Here is a 15,172-nt window from a genome sequence, read left to right as displayed (position 1 = left end):
GACAGCCGGGCGCGATCAGTTCGCGTCGACCCGGTATCCTTGCTGGCGCAACAATTCGAGCACGCCGCGCGAGCCGCCCAGATGCAGCGCGCCGATCGCGACGAACAACGGTCGGTTCGGCGCGGCGATTGCCGTCATCCGTGCAACGAAGCGCCGGTTGCGCTCGTACACGATCTTGTTGTCGAGCGACGCCGACAACGCCTTCGAACGCGCGAGCCGCTCGCTCTTCGCGACGGCCCACGCGGCGATCGCATCGGCGTCGCCAATTCGCCACAGTCGATGCAGCGCCTTGATGTCATCGGCGTTCTGCGCGGGCGTCTGCACCATGTCCTGCGCGAGCATCTCGCGCTGCTCGGCGAGCGTCAGCCCGGTGAATGCGCGCATCTGTTCGGCGAGCGTCTCGAGCCCGATCACGCGGCCGCCCTTGCGCTTCAGGAACACGTTCTGCAGTTGCGCCTCGGTGCCGTATTCGGTCTGCAGGCCGGCCGACAGCGAATCGTAGGTCTCGACGACGAGCGCCGCGAGCCACGGCCGCATCTTGCGGATCTCGGCGAGCGCGGCCGGGTTGCCGCGCAGGCGCGCCGCGAGCCGCTGCCACAGCGGCTCGGGCAGCAGGCGCTGCAGGCATGGGTAGCGGCACACGCCGTACTTCGACACGTCGTCCTGCGATTCGAGCAGATCGTCGGGCGACAGCTCGAGCGCGAGCGTCGGCGACGCGGCGAGCGCCGCGAGGATCTGCGGCCGGAACGGCTGCGCGCTCGGGTAATCGGACGGGTCGCCCGTGTGCAGCGTGCCGAGCACGTAGAGCGTGACCTTGCCGCGGGTCGCGACGTAGAACGGCATGCGCGCCGGCTGCACGCGCACGGTGCCGCGCGACACCGTGCCATCGGACACGGCCGGCGCATGGAAGCCCGGCAGGCTCATGCCGGGCCGCGGCACCTGCGACGGATGAATCGGCGAGGTCGCCGGCGCACGCCCTTCGGCGCGCGCCGGTTCGACGGGGACCATGACGCTGGCCGCCACGCACGCGCCGGCCAGCGCCGCGCCCGTGACGGTACGCACGCTCCAGCGCCGCGCATCGCGGTACGCACGCATCGCGCGCGCGCCGCCTGCTCCCGCACGGCGCACGCCGGACACGCGCGCCGCCAACGCTTCAGGCATTCTCCTCCCCGACCTCCTCGGCGCGATGGCAGGCCACGCGCCGGCCGTCGACTTCGCGCAATGGCGGCTCCTCGACGCGGCACCGCTCGATCGCGTACGGGCAGCGCTGGTGAAACGAGCAACCCGACGGCGGATTGAGCGGCGACGGCAACTCGCCCTGCAGCTTGATCTGCACGCGGCGATCTTCCTCGAAGATCGCCGGCGTCGCCGACATCAGCGCCCGCGTGTACGGATGACGCGGCCGTGCGTAGATCGTCGCCTTGTCGCCGAGCTCGGCGACGCTGCCGAAGTACATCACCATCACGTCGTCCGCGACATGCTCGACCACCGACAGGTTGTGCGAGATGAACACGTAGCTCGTCTTGAACTGCTCTTGCAGATCCATGAACAGGTTCAGGATCTGCGCCTGGATCGACACGTCGAGCGCGGACACCGGCTCGTCGGCGACGACGATGCGCGGATCGAGGATCATCGCGCGCGCGATCGCGACCCGCTGGCGCTGGCCGCCCGAGAACATGTGCGGATAGCGTTTCGCGTGCTCGGGCCGCAGGCCGACCGTGCGCATGATCTGCGCGATGCGCGCGGCGCGCTCGGCGGCCGTCAGGTTCGCGTTGATCTCGAGCGGCTCCGCGAGCGTCTGCTCGACGGTCTTGCGCGGATTCAGCGACGCGAACGGGTTCTGGAACACCATCTGCACGCGGCGGCGCAGGTCGGCGACCGTCTCGCGGTTCGCGCCGGCGACGTTCTTGCCGTCGATCACGAGGCTGCCGGCGGTGGGCGTCTCGATCATCGTCAGCTGGCGCGCGAGCGTCGACTTCCCGCAGCCCGACTCGCCGACGACGGCGAGCGTCTTGCCGCGCTTCAGCGAGAACGACACGCCGTTCAGCGCCTTCACCGTGCCCTGCCCGAACATCCCGCGCTTCACCGTGTAGTGTTTCGCGAGGCCATCGGCCACCAGGACGTCCTCGTCGTGCGACGCGTGGCGCGTATCTTGGACTGCGTTCATCGTGCGCCTCCCGTCACGTCGAGGTTGGAAAGATTGAGCGGCTTGATGCAGCGCGCGCGCATCGCATCGTTGCCCGACACCAGCGCGTCGAGCGCCGGCCGCGCCTTGCGGCAATCGTCGACGACGTACTTGCAGCGCGGCGCGAACAGGCACCCGGACGGGCGATCATCGCGGCCCGGCACCATGCCCGGCAATGCGGCAAGGCGACGCGCCCCCTGATTGTGCTCGGGAATCGCCGCGAGCAGCGCTTCGGTGTACGGATGATGCGGCGCGCGGAAGATGTCGGGCACGCGGTTGGTCTCGATGATCTCGCCCGCGTACATCACCGCGACGCGATGCGCGACCTCCGACACCACGGCCAGATCGTGCGAGATCAGCACGAGCGCCATCCCGCGCTCCTTCTGCAGCTTCACGAGCAGATCCATGATCTGCGCCTGGATCGTCACGTCGAGCGCGGTGGTCGGCTCGTCGGCGATCAGCAGCTTCGGGTTGCACGCGACGGCCATCGCGATCATCACGCGCTGGTTCATCCCGCCCGACATCTGGTGCGGAAACGATGCGATGCGATTCTTCGCATCGGGAATGCCGACCTGGTCGAGCAGCTCCAGCGCGCGCCGGTGCAGCGCGTCGCCGCGCAGCCCTTCGTGCAGCTTCAGCACTTCCTTGATCTGGTAGCCGACCGTGTAGCTCGGGTTCAGGCTCGTCAGCGCGTCCTGGAACACCATCGCGATGTCCTTGCCGACGATCTTGCGGCGCGCCTTCGGCGATGCCTTCAAGAGATCGACGCCGTTGAACGTGACCTCGTCGGCCGTCACCTTGCCGGGCGCGTCGATCAGGCCCATCAGCGCCATCATCGTCACGCTCTTGCCCGAGCCCGATTCGCCGACGACGCCCACCACCTCGCCCGGCGCGACCGACAGGTTGATCCGGTCGACCGCGGGCAGGCCGTTGAAGTTCACCGCGAGATTGCGGATGGTCAGAAGATTGTGGCTCATATCAGGCCATCCGTTTCAGTTTGGGATCGAGTGCGTCGCGCAGCCCGTCGCCGAGCAGGTTGATCGCGAGCACCGAAATCAGGATCGACAGGCCGGGCATCGTCACGATCCACCACGCGTTGTCGATGTAGTCGCGCGCGGAGGCGAGCATCGCGCCCCACTCGGCGGTCGGCGGCTGCACGCCGAGGCCGAGGAAGCCGAGCGCGGCCGCGTCGAGGATGGCCGACGAGAAGCCGAGCGTCGCCTGCACGATCAGCGGCGCCGTGCAGTTCGGCAGCACCTGCGAGAACATCAGGCGCAGCGTGCCGGCACCGGCCACGCGCGACGCGGTCACGTACTCTTTCTGCAGCTCGCCGAGCGCCGACGCGCGCGTGAGGCGCACGTAGGCCGGCAGCGCGACGATCGCGATCGCGAACATCGTGTTGGTGAGGCCCGGGCCGATGATCGCGACGACCGCGACCGCGAGCAGCAGCGACGGCAGCGCGAGCAGCACGTCCATGATGCGCATCACCGGCGTGTCGGCCCACTTCTGGAAGAACGCGGCGACGAGCCCGAGCACGATGCCGGGGATCAGCGCGAGCACGACCGATACGAAGCCGATCCAGAACGACATCCGCGCGCCGAACATCAGCCGCGAAAGGATGTCGCGGCCCGCTTCGTCGGTGCCGAGGATGAATTGCCAGTTGCCGCCGGCGAGCCACGCGGGCGGAATCTTCACGTAGTCGCGGTATTGCTCGACCGGGCTGTGCGGCGCGATCAGCGGCGCGAGCAAGGCGACTGCGATCAGCACGATCACGACGATGCCCGCGCCGACGGCGCCGCGGTTGCGCGAGAAGTTGGCCCAGAACTCGCGCAGCGCGAGCGCACGGCCGCCGGCCGGCGCGGATTCGGTCGGCAGGGTATTTTGCAGATTGCTCATGGAATTACCTCGTGTGGCGGATGCGCGGATTCAGCACGCCGTACAGCAGGTCGACGACCAGGTTCACGACGATCACGAGCGTCGCGATCAACAGGATGCCGCCCTGGACGACCGGATAGTCGCGGCGGCCGATCGCATCGATCAGCCACTTGCCGACGCCGGGCCACGAAAAGAGCGTCTCGGTCAGCACGGCGCCAGCAAGCAGCGTGCCGATCTGCAGGCCGATCACGGTGACGACCGGGATCAGCGCATTGCGCAGCGCATGCACGACGACCACGCGCACGGGCGACAGCCCTTTCGCGCGGGCGGTGCGGATGTAGTCCTCGCGCAGCACTTCGAGCATCGACGAGCGCGTCATCCGCGCGATCACCGCAAGCGGGATCGTGCCGAGCACGATCGCGGGCAGGATCAGGTGGCTGACCGCCGACTTGAACGAACCTTCGTCCGGCGCGAGCAGCGCGTCGATCAGCATGAAGCCGGTCGGGTGCGGGAAATCGTATTCGACCGCGATGCGCCCCGACACGGGCGTCCAGCCGAGATACGACGAGAACACCATGATGAGGATCAGCCCCCACCAGAAGATCGGCATCGAATAGCCGGTGAGCGCGGTGCCCATCACGCCGTGGTCGACGACCGAGCCGCGCCGCAGCGCGGCGATCACGCCGGCCGGCAGCCCGACCGCGAGCGCGAACACGAGCGCGCACAGCGACAGTTCGACGGTCGCCGGGAAGCGCGCGAAGAATTCGCCCGCGACGCTCGTGTTGGTGATGATCGACATGCCGAGGTCGCCATGCAGCGCCCGGCCGATGTAGTGGATGTACTGCAGGGGCAGCGGCTGGTCGAGCCCGAGGCGTTTCATCGCCTCTGCGTGCATCGCGGGATCGACGCCGCGCTCGCCCATCATCACTTCGATGGGGTCGCCCGGTATCAGGTGAATCAGCGCAAACGCCAGGATGGTGATGCCGATGAAAGTCGGGATCACCATCCCCACGCGGCGCAACACGAATCTGAACATGATGCGTCTCGTATTTTCTTGTGGGAAATGTGCGACCGGCGACGAAGGGCTTTTGGCCCCTCGCCGCCGGATGATTTCAAGCCGGTTTTCTCAATGACGACAGCTTACGCCAGCCCGGTTACTTCACGCTGACACCGTCGAAACGCGCATAGCCGAGCGGTTCGATACGCATGTCGACCACGTTCTTGCGCACCGGCTGGTAAACGGTCGAGTTCGCGATCGGCGAGAACGGCAGCTGTTGCGCAAAGATCTGCTGCGCCTGCGTGTAGAGCTTCGTGCGCGCGTCCTGCCCCGTCGTCGTGCGGCCCTTCTGCACCAGTTCGTCGAACGGCTTGTAGCACCAGTGCGAGAAGTTGTTGCCCTTGATCGCCTCGCAGCCGAGCAGCGTGCCGAGCCAGTTGTCGGGGTCGCCGTTGTCGCCCGTCCAGCCGATCAGCATCGTATCCTGCTCGCCCGAGTGCGCGCGCTTGATGTACTCGCCCCATTCATACGTGACGATCTTCGCCTTCACGCCGATCTTCGCCCAGTCGGCCTGGATCATCTCGGCCATCAGGCGGGCGTTCGGGTTGTACGCGCGCTGCACCGGCATCGCCCACAGCGTGATCTCGAAACCGTTCGGGAAGCCTGCCTTCGCGAGCAGCGCCTTCGCCTTCGCGGTGTCATAGGCGGCCATCTTCAGGTTCTTGTCGTACGACCATTGGGTCGGCGGCATCGGCGCGGTCGCGGCCTGGCCGGCGCCCTGGTACACGGACTCGAGGATCGCCTTCTTGTTGATCGCCATGTCGAGCGCCTGACGCACCTCGAGCTTGTCGACCGGCTTGTGCTCGACGTTGTACGCGAGGTAGCCGAGGTTGAAGCCGGCCTGCGACGGCATGTCGACGTTCGAATCGGCCTTCAGCGTCGCGATGTCGGCCGGGCGCGGATAGCTCATCACCTGGCATTCGTTGCGCTTGAGCTTCTGCACGCGCACGCCCGGATCCGGCGTGATCGAGAAGATCAGCTTCGACAGCTTCACTTCGCCCTTCTTCCAGTAATCAGGATTGCCGTCGAAGCGGATCGTCGCATCCTTCGTATAGCTGCGGAAGATGAACGGGCCCGTGCCGACCGGCTTCTGGTTGATGTCGGCGGCCTTGCCGGCCTTCATCAGCTGATCGCCGTATTCGGCCGACAGGATCGACGCGAATTCCATCGCCATGTTCTGGATGAACGGCGCGTTCGGCTCGGCCAGCGTGAACTTCACGGTGTACGGATCGACCTTCTCGATCTTCGTGATCAGCTTGTCGAGGCCCATGTCGGTGAAGTACGGGAACGACACCGGGTACGCCTTGCGGAACGCATTGTTCGGGTCGAGCATGCGCTGGAACGAGAACAGCACGTCGTCCGCGTTGAATTCACGCGTCGGCTTGAAGAAGTCGGTCGTGTGGAACTTCACGCCGTGGCGCAGGTGGAACGTGTACACCTTGCCGTCGGACGACACGTCCCACTTCTCGGCGAGGCCGGGCTCGACCTTCGTGCCGCCGCGCTCGAATTCGACGAGGCGGTTGTAGACGGTGAACGTGGCGGCGGTGAAATCGACGCCGGTCGTAAATTGCGCGGAATCGAAACCCGCCGGGCTGCCTTCTGAGCAGTAGACGAGCGTTTTGTTCGGGATCTGTGCGAATGCAGAGCCCGCGACGCCGAGCGATGCCGCTGCCACGCCTGCCATGGCGGTAACACGCAGGGTGTGCAACAGACGGTTGTATTCCATGTTTCCTCCAGGTCTCCAGATCGGAACCGGTCCCGCCAGGGTCCGGCGTACGCGGATATTACTTGAGCTAACGATGCGGCAACAAGCTGGAGAAAAAACTCTTCTAGATGTCCGGCGGGTTTTTGCCGATTTTTAGTGGGGGTAAAAAATGCGACAACGCGCGCGAGCGACAATTTCGTTCATTTCGCGGCTTGTTTCGTTCGACGACTAAACAATTCGGGTGCGAACACGAAGGGGCGACGCACCGTTTCCCCGCGTTCTGCAGCACATCATTGCGTTTTACGAAACGATGCGATGACCGTCGTCAAATCGTCAAATCGTCATGTCGTCAAATCGTCATGTCGTCACGCCGGCGCGTCGAGGTCGGCGTTGCGCGCGGGCACGAACGCGACCGCGACGATCGACAGCGCGATGCCCGCCATCACGTAATAGGTCGGCGCGAGCGGCGTGCCGGTCACCTTGATCAGCCACGTGACGATGAACTGGCCGAAGCCGCCGAACAGCATCACCGCGACGTTGTACGCGATCGACAGCCCGGTCGAGCGCACGTTGGCCGGGAACAGCTCGGCGATCATCGCGCCGAACGGCCCGTAGTAGCCCGCGAGCGTCACCGACAGCACGGCCTGCACCGCGATCAGCCGCCCGATGCTCGGCGCCGCGTCGAGCCACGCGAACAGCGGATACATCAGCGCGAGCGTCAGCGCCAGCGACCACAGCGACAGCCCCTTGCGGCCGATGCGGTCCGACCACGCGCCGGCGATCGGCGACAGCACCATCAGCAGCAGGTTGCCGACGATCACCGCGTAGAACGATTCCGCATAGGGCAACTTCAGCTGCTTCACCGCGAAGGTCGGCAGATAGCTGATCAGCACGTAGATCGTCACGGTGAGCGCGATCACCGAGCCGAGCCCGCACAGCACCTCGCGCGGGTGGCGCGTGAACACTTCGCCGAGCGTCGCGCGGCGCGCGCTCTGCTGCGCATGCAGGAATGCTTCGGAATCCGCGAGATGACGGCGGATGTAGAAACCGATCGGGCCGATCACGAGCCCGAGGACGAACGGCACGCGCCAGCCCCAGCTGCGCAGCGCGTCGTGCGACAGCCCGCGCGTGACGGCCGCGCCGACGAGCGCGCCGATCAGCAGCGCGCCCGCCTGGCTCGCCATCTGCCAGCTGCCGTAGAAACCGCGTTTCGAGAACGGCGCCGCTTCGATCAGCAGGGCCGTCGCGCTGCCGAATTCGCCGCCCGCGGAAAAGCCCTGCAGCAGGCGGCCGAGCACGATCAGCAGCGGGCCGCCGATGCCGATCGCCGCATAGGGCGGCGCGATCGCGAGCAGGAAAATGCCGGCCGTCATCAGCAGGATCACCAGCGACAGCGCGGCCTTGCGGCCCGCACGGTCCGCGTACAGCCCGAACACGATGCCGCCGATCGGGCGCATGAAGAACGCGACGCCGAACGTCGCGGTGGTGAGCAGCAGCGACGAGTATTCGCTCGAGGTGGGGAAGAACAGCTCGGCGATCACGACCGTCATGAAGCCGAACACCGTGAAGTCGTACCACTCGAGCGCATTGCCGATCACGGCGGCCACGACGGCTCGCCGGTTCAGCGCACGCTCGGGCCGGGTCAATTTCGTTGAATTCGCAATCGTCGCCATGCGTGCCTCGTCCTCATGAATTCGCCGTGTCGGGCGGTTCGGCGCGCGGGATGCCGCGGCGCGCTGGTGTGCAGCGAGTGTAGAAAGTGACGGAACCGTTTTCAAGCAATAAAAAACGCCCGCCACCGAACGACAGCGAGCGTGTTGCGGTTTTCGCCGCATTGCGGCATCGCACGATCGAGCGGACATGCTCCGTCGAGAACACGCCAGCCGTGCAACGGATTCCCACCCATTCGCGTGGTGTCAGTCGTGCGCGGAGACAACGCTTTCGTCCTTGTCTGATTTCCCGCGCCATTCCTTTCCATTAACTTTCGCCCGATGCAATTCCACGCGCCGGATCACACGATGTTCGACATGTATCGGAACGTTGGCCGGTCACAACAATTTTGCTCGGGCACCATCATGGACAACGACAAAATTCCTTATTACAAGGCTAACAGGCTGCTATGGAAATGGGCTCGATGCGAAGGCATCGAAGGCTGTGAAATCGCCCACGACGCCAAGCTATCGATGAACAAGGCGCCACCGCCGTTGCCCGCTGCTCCCAAGCCCCCCCAAACCAGCCCGGCAGCCCGTCAAGCGCCTGACTCGCGCAGATCGCGTGGACAACACACTGAACGCCCTCATGGCCGCTGCCGAGGCCCTGGGGCGATTCAAAAAATGGCTTGATACGCCGCAAGAACCGGCACGCTCCGCGCCTGCGCCACCTGCAGAGCACGAAAAGGACCCGACGATCGCGCCACTGGACATCCAGGAAATCCCCGGGGCAATGCGGAGACTGTTCATGCCGGTATCGGCGAGGTTGATGGAGCGATGGTTTGCCGGAGCGTTGAACTATTCGCCGACCGACAGGGACGAGGCACTATGCATCAATCAGGAGGGCCAACCCTATCCCCCCGACATGTACGACATGAAATCCGTCAAGCTCGAATGGGTTCTCAAATACCCTCGTGCACAGGCGCAATACAACGCGCTACAACAACGTGAACGGCTCACTACGCCACGGGCTGTCGAATCACTTCGCCGGTGCTTGTCCCGTGTCAGAATGACCGATACGACGATCGACGCGCTGGCGCTTTGCAATGGAAACCTGGCGGAATTGCACAAACGCTTCCAGTTTCAGTTCGCCGGCGTTGAAAGTACGTTTGGCCAAAAGCTCGACGAATTCATCCTCCAACGGCTGACCAACAGCGGATTACCGGATGATCTGACGGGGGCGCTGGGGTCGTTCAACATCTATGCGGCCGTCGCCTATGCCGAATTCGACCGCGACGCGCGTCACGCAACGATCACGTCGATCTATCTTTACGTACGCGACAACTATACGTTTTCCGACCGGACCGGCGAACAGTCGCAATATCTCGGACACTGGAACCACAAGCGCGTCGTCCTCGTGCCGGCGACCGGTGCAGCCGGAAGTGCCGGCATTCGCTGGCTGGACTATCCCGTCGTCGCCGAAGGCAAGCGGTCCCGGGGCAACATCTACTATCCGGTCAGAAACAAGTCGTTTCGCGAGTGGCAGCTACGGCACCGGCGCGGCGGTGACTTCGTCATCTTCTCGGACTATCGCTGCGTAACCCTCCCCGAACCCATCGAGATCGAGTTTTCATGAGTGCCGCCGCAGAATCCATTGGTATCGGTACGCTTGTTCTGATATTCGCGAGCGTTTCCATCGTGATTGCATCGATCGCAATGATTCGCGCGCTACGCTTCATCTGGTCGGGTCAAGCCGGCCAAACGCAGCGAGCCAGCCGAATGGTCTTCGCATCGGTCCGGCGCGTCGTCATCACACTCGCGGTCCTCATGGTGCTTGGCATGGCGTGGCGATACTGGCTTGACGCACGATTGCGACGCGCCTGCAGTCCCCGCGATCAAGTGACCGAGTACGCGCCTGACGGCCGCTACGTCGCGCAATACTGCTACTTCCGAGACACGATCATTCTGAGGCTGTACAGCAACGACGTCACGCGGCTGCTTGCCGAGCGAACCTACCGGGATACCTCCGGGACGTTGGTCAGCCTGACCTGGACAAAGGACGCATTGATCTATCCCAAGGGCGACAACCTCGAGACGATCGGGCTTCCGCCTTCCCTTTACGATCGACTCGCCGCACAGCTTCCGTAAGACATGCGTGACACGTCGAAGCGATAGCCGATCCAGCCACATCCCGTATTGCTGGGCAGAACGCCTCCGAAGCAGTATCGAAGTGCCTTGCGCTGCGTAACCGCGTCCCGCACGCGGGAACCGTTTTCAAGCAATAAAAAACGCCCGCCATCGTTGGAAGGCGAGCGTGTTGCGGTGTTCGCCGCATTGCGGCATCGCACGATGCCGCACGGGCCTCAACCCATCTTCGAGAACGCGCTGCACCAGCCCTTCGCCGACACCTGCTTGCCGGGGAACGCGCCGCACGGGCCCGACGCCGAGCCCTTCTTGCCTTGATACAGCATGCAGGCCGCGCAATCCTGGCCCGCCGCGTATTTCGGGTACTTCGTCTTGTCGACCTTCGTGGCATCGGCCTTGTAGCCGAGCGCCACCGCGGTCGGATCGGTTTCCGACAGCATCGGCGCATCGGCCAGCGCTTCGCGCGACAGCGCCAGCGCGGACACGGCGCCGATGCTCGTAATCAGGAAACTCCGACGGGATGTTTTCATGGGGGACTCGCTCCAACGTTATCGGTTTGAAAGCCGTTCTGGCGACGGCGTCCAACAGAATAACCGCCAAGCGAATAAATGTGCGCGCCGAAATGCCGGAGATAAGGGATTTCACACGGGCTTCACACGGGCTTCCCGCGGCCGGCCCGCGCGGAGGCGGGCCGTGCGTCACGCGCGCGACACCATGTCGCCGACGCGCTGCGCGAGCGCGAGCGACGCGGTGAGCCCCGGCGACTCGATGCCGAACAGGTTCACGAGCCCGCGCACGCCGTGTTGAGCGGCGCCCTGCACGATGAAGTCGGCCGGCGGCTCGCCGGGCCCGGCGACCTTCGGCCGGATGCCCGCGTACGCCGGCTGCAGCGCGTCGTCGGGCAGGCCCGGCCAGAATGCGCGGATCGACGCGTAGAACGCACCCGCGCGCGCCGGATCGACTTCGTAGCGCAGCGCATCGCACCACTCGACGTCCGGGCCGAAGCGCGCCTGCCCGCCGAGATCGAACGTCAGGTGCACGCCGAGCCCCGCACGATCGGGCATCGGGTAGATCAGGTGCGAGAACGGCGCACGGCCCGACAGGCTGAAATAATTGCCGCGCGCGAGATAGAGCGGCGGCACCCAGCGCGGATCGAGGCCGCGCGTGCGGTGCGCGAGCGCCTGCGCGCCGAGCCCCGCGCTGTTGATCACGCACGACGCGTCGATCTCGGTCGGCGCGGCGCCGCCGGTACGCACGCTGAAGCGCCCGCCGCGCAGCACGTCGATCGACTCGACCGGAGATTGCAGCGCGCACACGGCGCCGTCGCGCTCCGCATCGCCGAGCAGCGCGAGCATCAGCTGGTGGCTGTCGACAATGCCGGTCGACGGCGAGAACAGCGCCTCCACGCATTCGAGCGCGGGCTCGAGCGTCTGCGCCTCGGCGCGCGTGAGCGGCAGCAGGTCGAGCACGCCGTTTTCGGCCGCGCGCGCGCCGATCGCCTTCAACTGCTTCACCTGCGCGGCGCTCGTCGCGACGATCAGCTTGCCCGTGCGCCGGTGCGGCACGTGATGCGTGTCGCAGAATTCGTACAGCAGGTCGCGCCCGTGCACGCACGACGTCGCCTTCAGCGACCCGCGCGGATAGTAGAGCCCCGCGTGAATCACCTCGCTGTTGCGCGAACTCGTGCCCGTGCCGATCGCGTCGGCCGCCTCGAGCACGATCGTTTCACGCCCGCGCGCGGCCAGCTCGCGCGCAATCGCCAGACCGACGACACCCGCGCCGATCACGACACAATCCGTCTGCTCCATGGCTTTTCGCGCTGCTCGCGCGTCGAAGGGAGAGAAGAGAATTGTACGTCCCGGTTCGCCCGCTTGCCGAACACGTGCGCATCGCGTCGCGACGATACGGATGGTGGTGTGGACAACGATGTGGCCGGGCGCACAACGCACGCCCCGCGCACACCGCAGCCGGGCGCGCGGGACGGCGTCAGAAGCCGATCGGCCGGCGCTTCGCCGCGCCTTCGTCCGCGCGGATGTCGGTCGGCCCGATCGCGTCGCGGCCGTCGAGCCGCGCGGCGCCGAACGCGTGCAGCAGCGCGCGGCGCATCGTGCGCGGCGGCGTCGCGGCCAGCACGTCGAGCGCATCGTCGCCGAGCGTCTCCGGGAAGCGCCGCCCCCACGCATGCGACGTGCGGATCTCGTCGTAGATCGTCTGCGCGATCCGGCGCGCGCCGGCCGCATCGGGCGCCGCGATCTCGTACACGTTCATCCGGTTGAGCAACGGCTCCGGAATCGCCTGCGCGTCGTTCGCGGTCGCGATCCAGATCACGTTGCCCGCGTTGATCGGCACTTCCGCGAATTCGTCGACGAACGCGCGCGCGGTGTCGTGCTCGAGCAACGCATACAGCGCGCCGAGCGGATCGTATTGCGCATCGCTGCCGGCCTTGTCGATCTCGTCGACCGCGATCACCGGGTTCGCGTAGCTGCCGTTCACGAGCGCGTCGAACACCTTGCCCGGCTTCGCGTTCTTCCATTGCGACGACGCGCCCGACAGGATCCAGCCGGCCGTCAGCGAACTCATCGGCACGTAGTGGTACGCGGTGCCGAGCAACTGCGCGAGCGCCTTCGCGAAATGCGTCTTGCCGATCCCGGGCGGCCCGAGCAGCAGGATCGGCATCAGTTCTAGCCGATCCTCCGTTTCGAGACACAGCGCGATCTGCTTGCGCACGTCGTCGAGCGGCTCGCCGAAATTCGGCAGCGCTTCGCCGAGCGCGTCGAACGACGGCATCCGGTTCGGCTTCACGCAGAAGCGCAGATTCCCCGTCTTGAGCATCCGCTCGTAGGTCGAGCGCAGTGCGTCGCTCGCGCTCTCGTTCAGGTCGCTCAGCGCCGTCTCGACCTGCTCGAGGTCGTACACCGTGCTGAAGGACGCCACCGCCAGTTCCTGTTTCACCATCGCCGTCGTCATACCCACCTCGCTGCACTTGCCGTCACACACTCATCAGACCCTTACGATTTTCAGTGTAACGATCCCGCATCGCCGTGCAAGCAAGCAGCCGGGGGAGTCTGCTGCTAACAGCGCGCGCCCGCTGCACGGCCGCGCGCCGCGGCGTATGATCGAACGTTCACGACCCTCGCGGCGGGCGCGCCGCTCGCACACTGCCCCGCACTTCGCCTGACGCCGCGCCGCCCGAAGGTATGCCGATGCCCGTCCCCGCTGCTTCCCCGCGCGTCGATGCCGACGCGATCCGTTCCGTCGATGCCGTCGACGCCGCGCTCAAGTCGCGCCGCGCGGTCCGCGCGTTCCTGCCGACGCCTGTGCCGCGCGACACGATCGAGGCGATCCTCGAAGCCGCGAGCCGCGCGCCGTCGGGCACCAACATCCAGCCGTGGCGCGTGTACGTCGCGACGGGCGCCACGCGCGACGCGCTCACCGCCGCCTACGACGACCCCGCGCGCGACGAGAAATACGTCGCCGAATACGACTACTACCCGCGCGAATGGGTGTCGCCGTATATCGACCGGCGCCGCAAGGTCGGCTGGGACCTGTACGGCCTGTTGAACATCCGCCGCGACGAGAAGGCGCGCATGCATGCGCAGCACGCGCGCAATTTCCGTTTCTTCGATGCGCCGGTCGCGCTGTTCTTCACGCTGGACCGGGTCATGACGCACGGCGCATGGCTGGACTGCGGGATGTTCCTGCAAGGCGTGATGACGGCCGCGCGTGCCCGCGGCCTCGATACGTGCCCGCAGGCGGCGTTCGTGCCGTTTCACCGGATCGTCGCCGAACACCTCGACATTCCTGCGAACGAGCAGTTCGTCTGCGGGATGTCGCTCGGCCATGCGGACCCGGACGCGATCGAGAACCGGCTCGTCACCGAGCGCGCGAGCGTCGCCGAGTTCACGCGCTTTTTCGCTTGAAAATGCATGACGCGGCCCTACCTGCCGAGCAGGACCGCATCGTGCTGCGAACCTGGCGCGGCACGTCCCGTCACATCGCGACCGAAATCGATCGGGCGTAAGATGTGCGTCCGTTCCCCGCTTTTCCCGAGTTTCCGGAGACGTTTCATGCTGAAACACGGCCTGGCCGTCCTGCTTGCGAGCGTCGTGCTCGCCGCCCATGCGCAGAGCCCCGCGCCGGCCGTCGTCGCATGGGAAATCCAGGTGGTGCGCGACGGTCAGACGATCGACACGTTCCAGCAAAACACCACCGTGGGCCAGTCCCGCACCGATACCCATCGCTATCCGTCGTCCGTGCCGGTCGGCTGCGGCAATGCCGCGCGCGTCGTGCCGACCGAGCGCGCGCGCTCGGTGACGGTCGCGCCGCTCGCCGTCGACGTCAGCGCGAATACCGTGTCGCTCGGGCTCGACGTGCAGGAAACGCTCGACGACGAAAACGCGACGCGTAGCGATCCGTGCGTGCCGGCGTCGCCGCGGCAAATCGTCGCGAGCCACCCCGGCCTGGCGGTCGGCGGCGACGCCTGGACCGACTGGACGCTCGTCGAGCAGCATCCGCATCTCGTGTACCGCGTGCGCGCGCACGTCGCGAAGGACTGA

14 protein-coding genes are annotated in these 15,172 nt (G+C 66.1%); 4 read left to right on the top strand and 10 right to left on the bottom strand.

What is annotated here, in order from left to right; all coding sequences use genetic code 11:
* Window positions 1-15 precede the first annotated feature (15 nt).
* The 7 genes from HWX76_RS28900 to HWX76_RS28870 all read right to left on the bottom strand — a co-directional run bounded on the left by HWX76_RS28900 (window position 16) and on the right by HWX76_RS28870 (window position 8,495).
* Complete coding sequence (locus tag HWX76_RS28900; RefSeq protein ID WP_050014248.1) at window positions 16-1,161, bottom strand: TraB/GumN family protein; 1,146 nt, start codon at window positions 1,159-1,161, stop codon at window positions 16-18.
* Window positions 1,154-2,167 (bottom strand): peptide ABC transporter ATP-binding protein, encoded by a 1,014-nt coding sequence (locus HWX76_RS28895; protein WP_050014247.1) that lies wholly within the window; start codon window positions 2,165-2,167, stop codon window positions 1,154-1,156. Before HWX76_RS28895 ends, HWX76_RS28900 begins: the two co-directional genes overlap by 8 nt.
* Window positions 2,164-3,162 (bottom strand): ABC transporter ATP-binding protein, encoded by a 999-nt coding sequence (locus HWX76_RS28890; protein WP_050014246.1) that lies wholly within the window; start codon window positions 3,160-3,162, stop codon window positions 2,164-2,166. The genes HWX76_RS28895 and HWX76_RS28890 overlap by 4 nt, the downstream gene beginning before the upstream one ends.
* Before the next feature lies 1 nt (window position 3,163).
* The gene (locus tag HWX76_RS28885) at window positions 3,164-4,081 is read right to left on the bottom strand and encodes an ABC transporter permease subunit (protein WP_006489141.1); all 918 of its coding nucleotides are present in this window, start codon (window positions 4,079-4,081) and stop codon (window positions 3,164-3,166) included.
* A gap of 4 nt (window positions 4,082-4,085) precedes the next feature.
* Complete coding sequence (locus HWX76_RS28880) at window positions 4,086-5,096, bottom strand: ABC transporter permease subunit (protein WP_050014245.1); 1,011 nt, start codon at window positions 5,094-5,096, stop codon at window positions 4,086-4,088.
* A gap of 118 nt (window positions 5,097-5,214) precedes the next feature.
* Window positions 5,215-6,843, bottom strand: a complete 1,629-nt coding sequence (locus HWX76_RS28875; protein WP_050014244.1) for an ABC transporter substrate-binding protein — start codon at window positions 6,841-6,843, stop codon at window positions 5,215-5,217.
* A 344-nt stretch (window positions 6,844-7,187) separates the two neighbouring features.
* Window positions 7,188-8,495 (bottom strand): MFS transporter, encoded by a 1,308-nt coding sequence (locus HWX76_RS28870; protein ID WP_050014243.1) that lies wholly within the window; start codon window positions 8,493-8,495, stop codon window positions 7,188-7,190.
* Window positions 8,496-9,096: 601 nt separating this feature from the next.
* On the opposite strand from HWX76_RS28870, the gene HWX76_RS28865 reads away from it, so the two are divergent.
* Entirely contained in the window at window positions 9,097-10,107 is a 1,011-nt protein-coding gene (locus HWX76_RS28865) for a DUF6402 family protein (protein ID WP_176016710.1), read from the top strand.
* Window positions 10,104-10,619 (top strand): hypothetical protein, encoded by a 516-nt coding sequence (locus tag HWX76_RS28860; RefSeq protein WP_176016709.1) that lies wholly within the window; start codon window positions 10,104-10,106, stop codon window positions 10,617-10,619. The genes HWX76_RS28865 and HWX76_RS28860 overlap by 4 nt, the downstream gene beginning before the upstream one ends.
* Before the next feature lie 215 nt (window positions 10,620-10,834).
* Here HWX76_RS28860 and HWX76_RS28855 read toward each other — a convergent pair whose 3' ends face one another.
* The 3 genes from HWX76_RS28855 to HWX76_RS28845 all read right to left on the bottom strand — a co-directional run bounded on the left by HWX76_RS28855 (window position 10,835) and on the right by HWX76_RS28845 (window position 13,583).
* Window positions 10,835-11,146, bottom strand: coding sequence for a high-potential iron-sulfur protein (locus HWX76_RS28855; protein ID WP_021163765.1), 312 nt, complete (start codon window positions 11,144-11,146; stop codon window positions 10,835-10,837).
* Window positions 11,147-11,314: 168 nt separating this feature from the next.
* Window positions 11,315-12,424, bottom strand: coding sequence for an NAD(P)/FAD-dependent oxidoreductase (locus HWX76_RS28850; protein WP_050014239.1), 1,110 nt, complete (start codon window positions 12,422-12,424; stop codon window positions 11,315-11,317).
* A gap of 178 nt (window positions 12,425-12,602) precedes the next feature.
* Window positions 12,603-13,583, bottom strand: coding sequence for an AAA family ATPase (locus HWX76_RS28845; RefSeq protein WP_124556267.1), 981 nt, complete (start codon window positions 13,581-13,583; stop codon window positions 12,603-12,605).
* Window positions 13,584-13,819: 236 nt separating this feature from the next.
* Here HWX76_RS28845 and HWX76_RS28840 point away from each other — a divergent pair, with 236 nt between their 5' ends.
* Window positions 13,820-14,536 carry a nitroreductase gene (locus tag HWX76_RS28840; protein ID WP_176016708.1) on the top strand — a complete coding sequence of 239 codons (717 nt, stop codon included), beginning with the start codon at window positions 13,820-13,822 and terminating at the stop codon, window positions 14,534-14,536.
* A gap of 147 nt (window positions 14,537-14,683) precedes the next feature.
* Entirely contained in the window at window positions 14,684-15,172 is a 489-nt protein-coding gene (locus HWX76_RS28835) for a hypothetical protein (protein WP_050014237.1), read from the top strand.

Origin of the sequence: Burkholderia sp. BCC0398, from assembly GCF_902833245.1 — a bacterium.
Taxonomy (GTDB): domain Bacteria; phylum Pseudomonadota; class Gammaproteobacteria; order Burkholderiales; family Burkholderiaceae; genus Burkholderia; species Burkholderia sola.
This window is presented reverse-complemented; position numbering and strand designations above follow the sequence as displayed.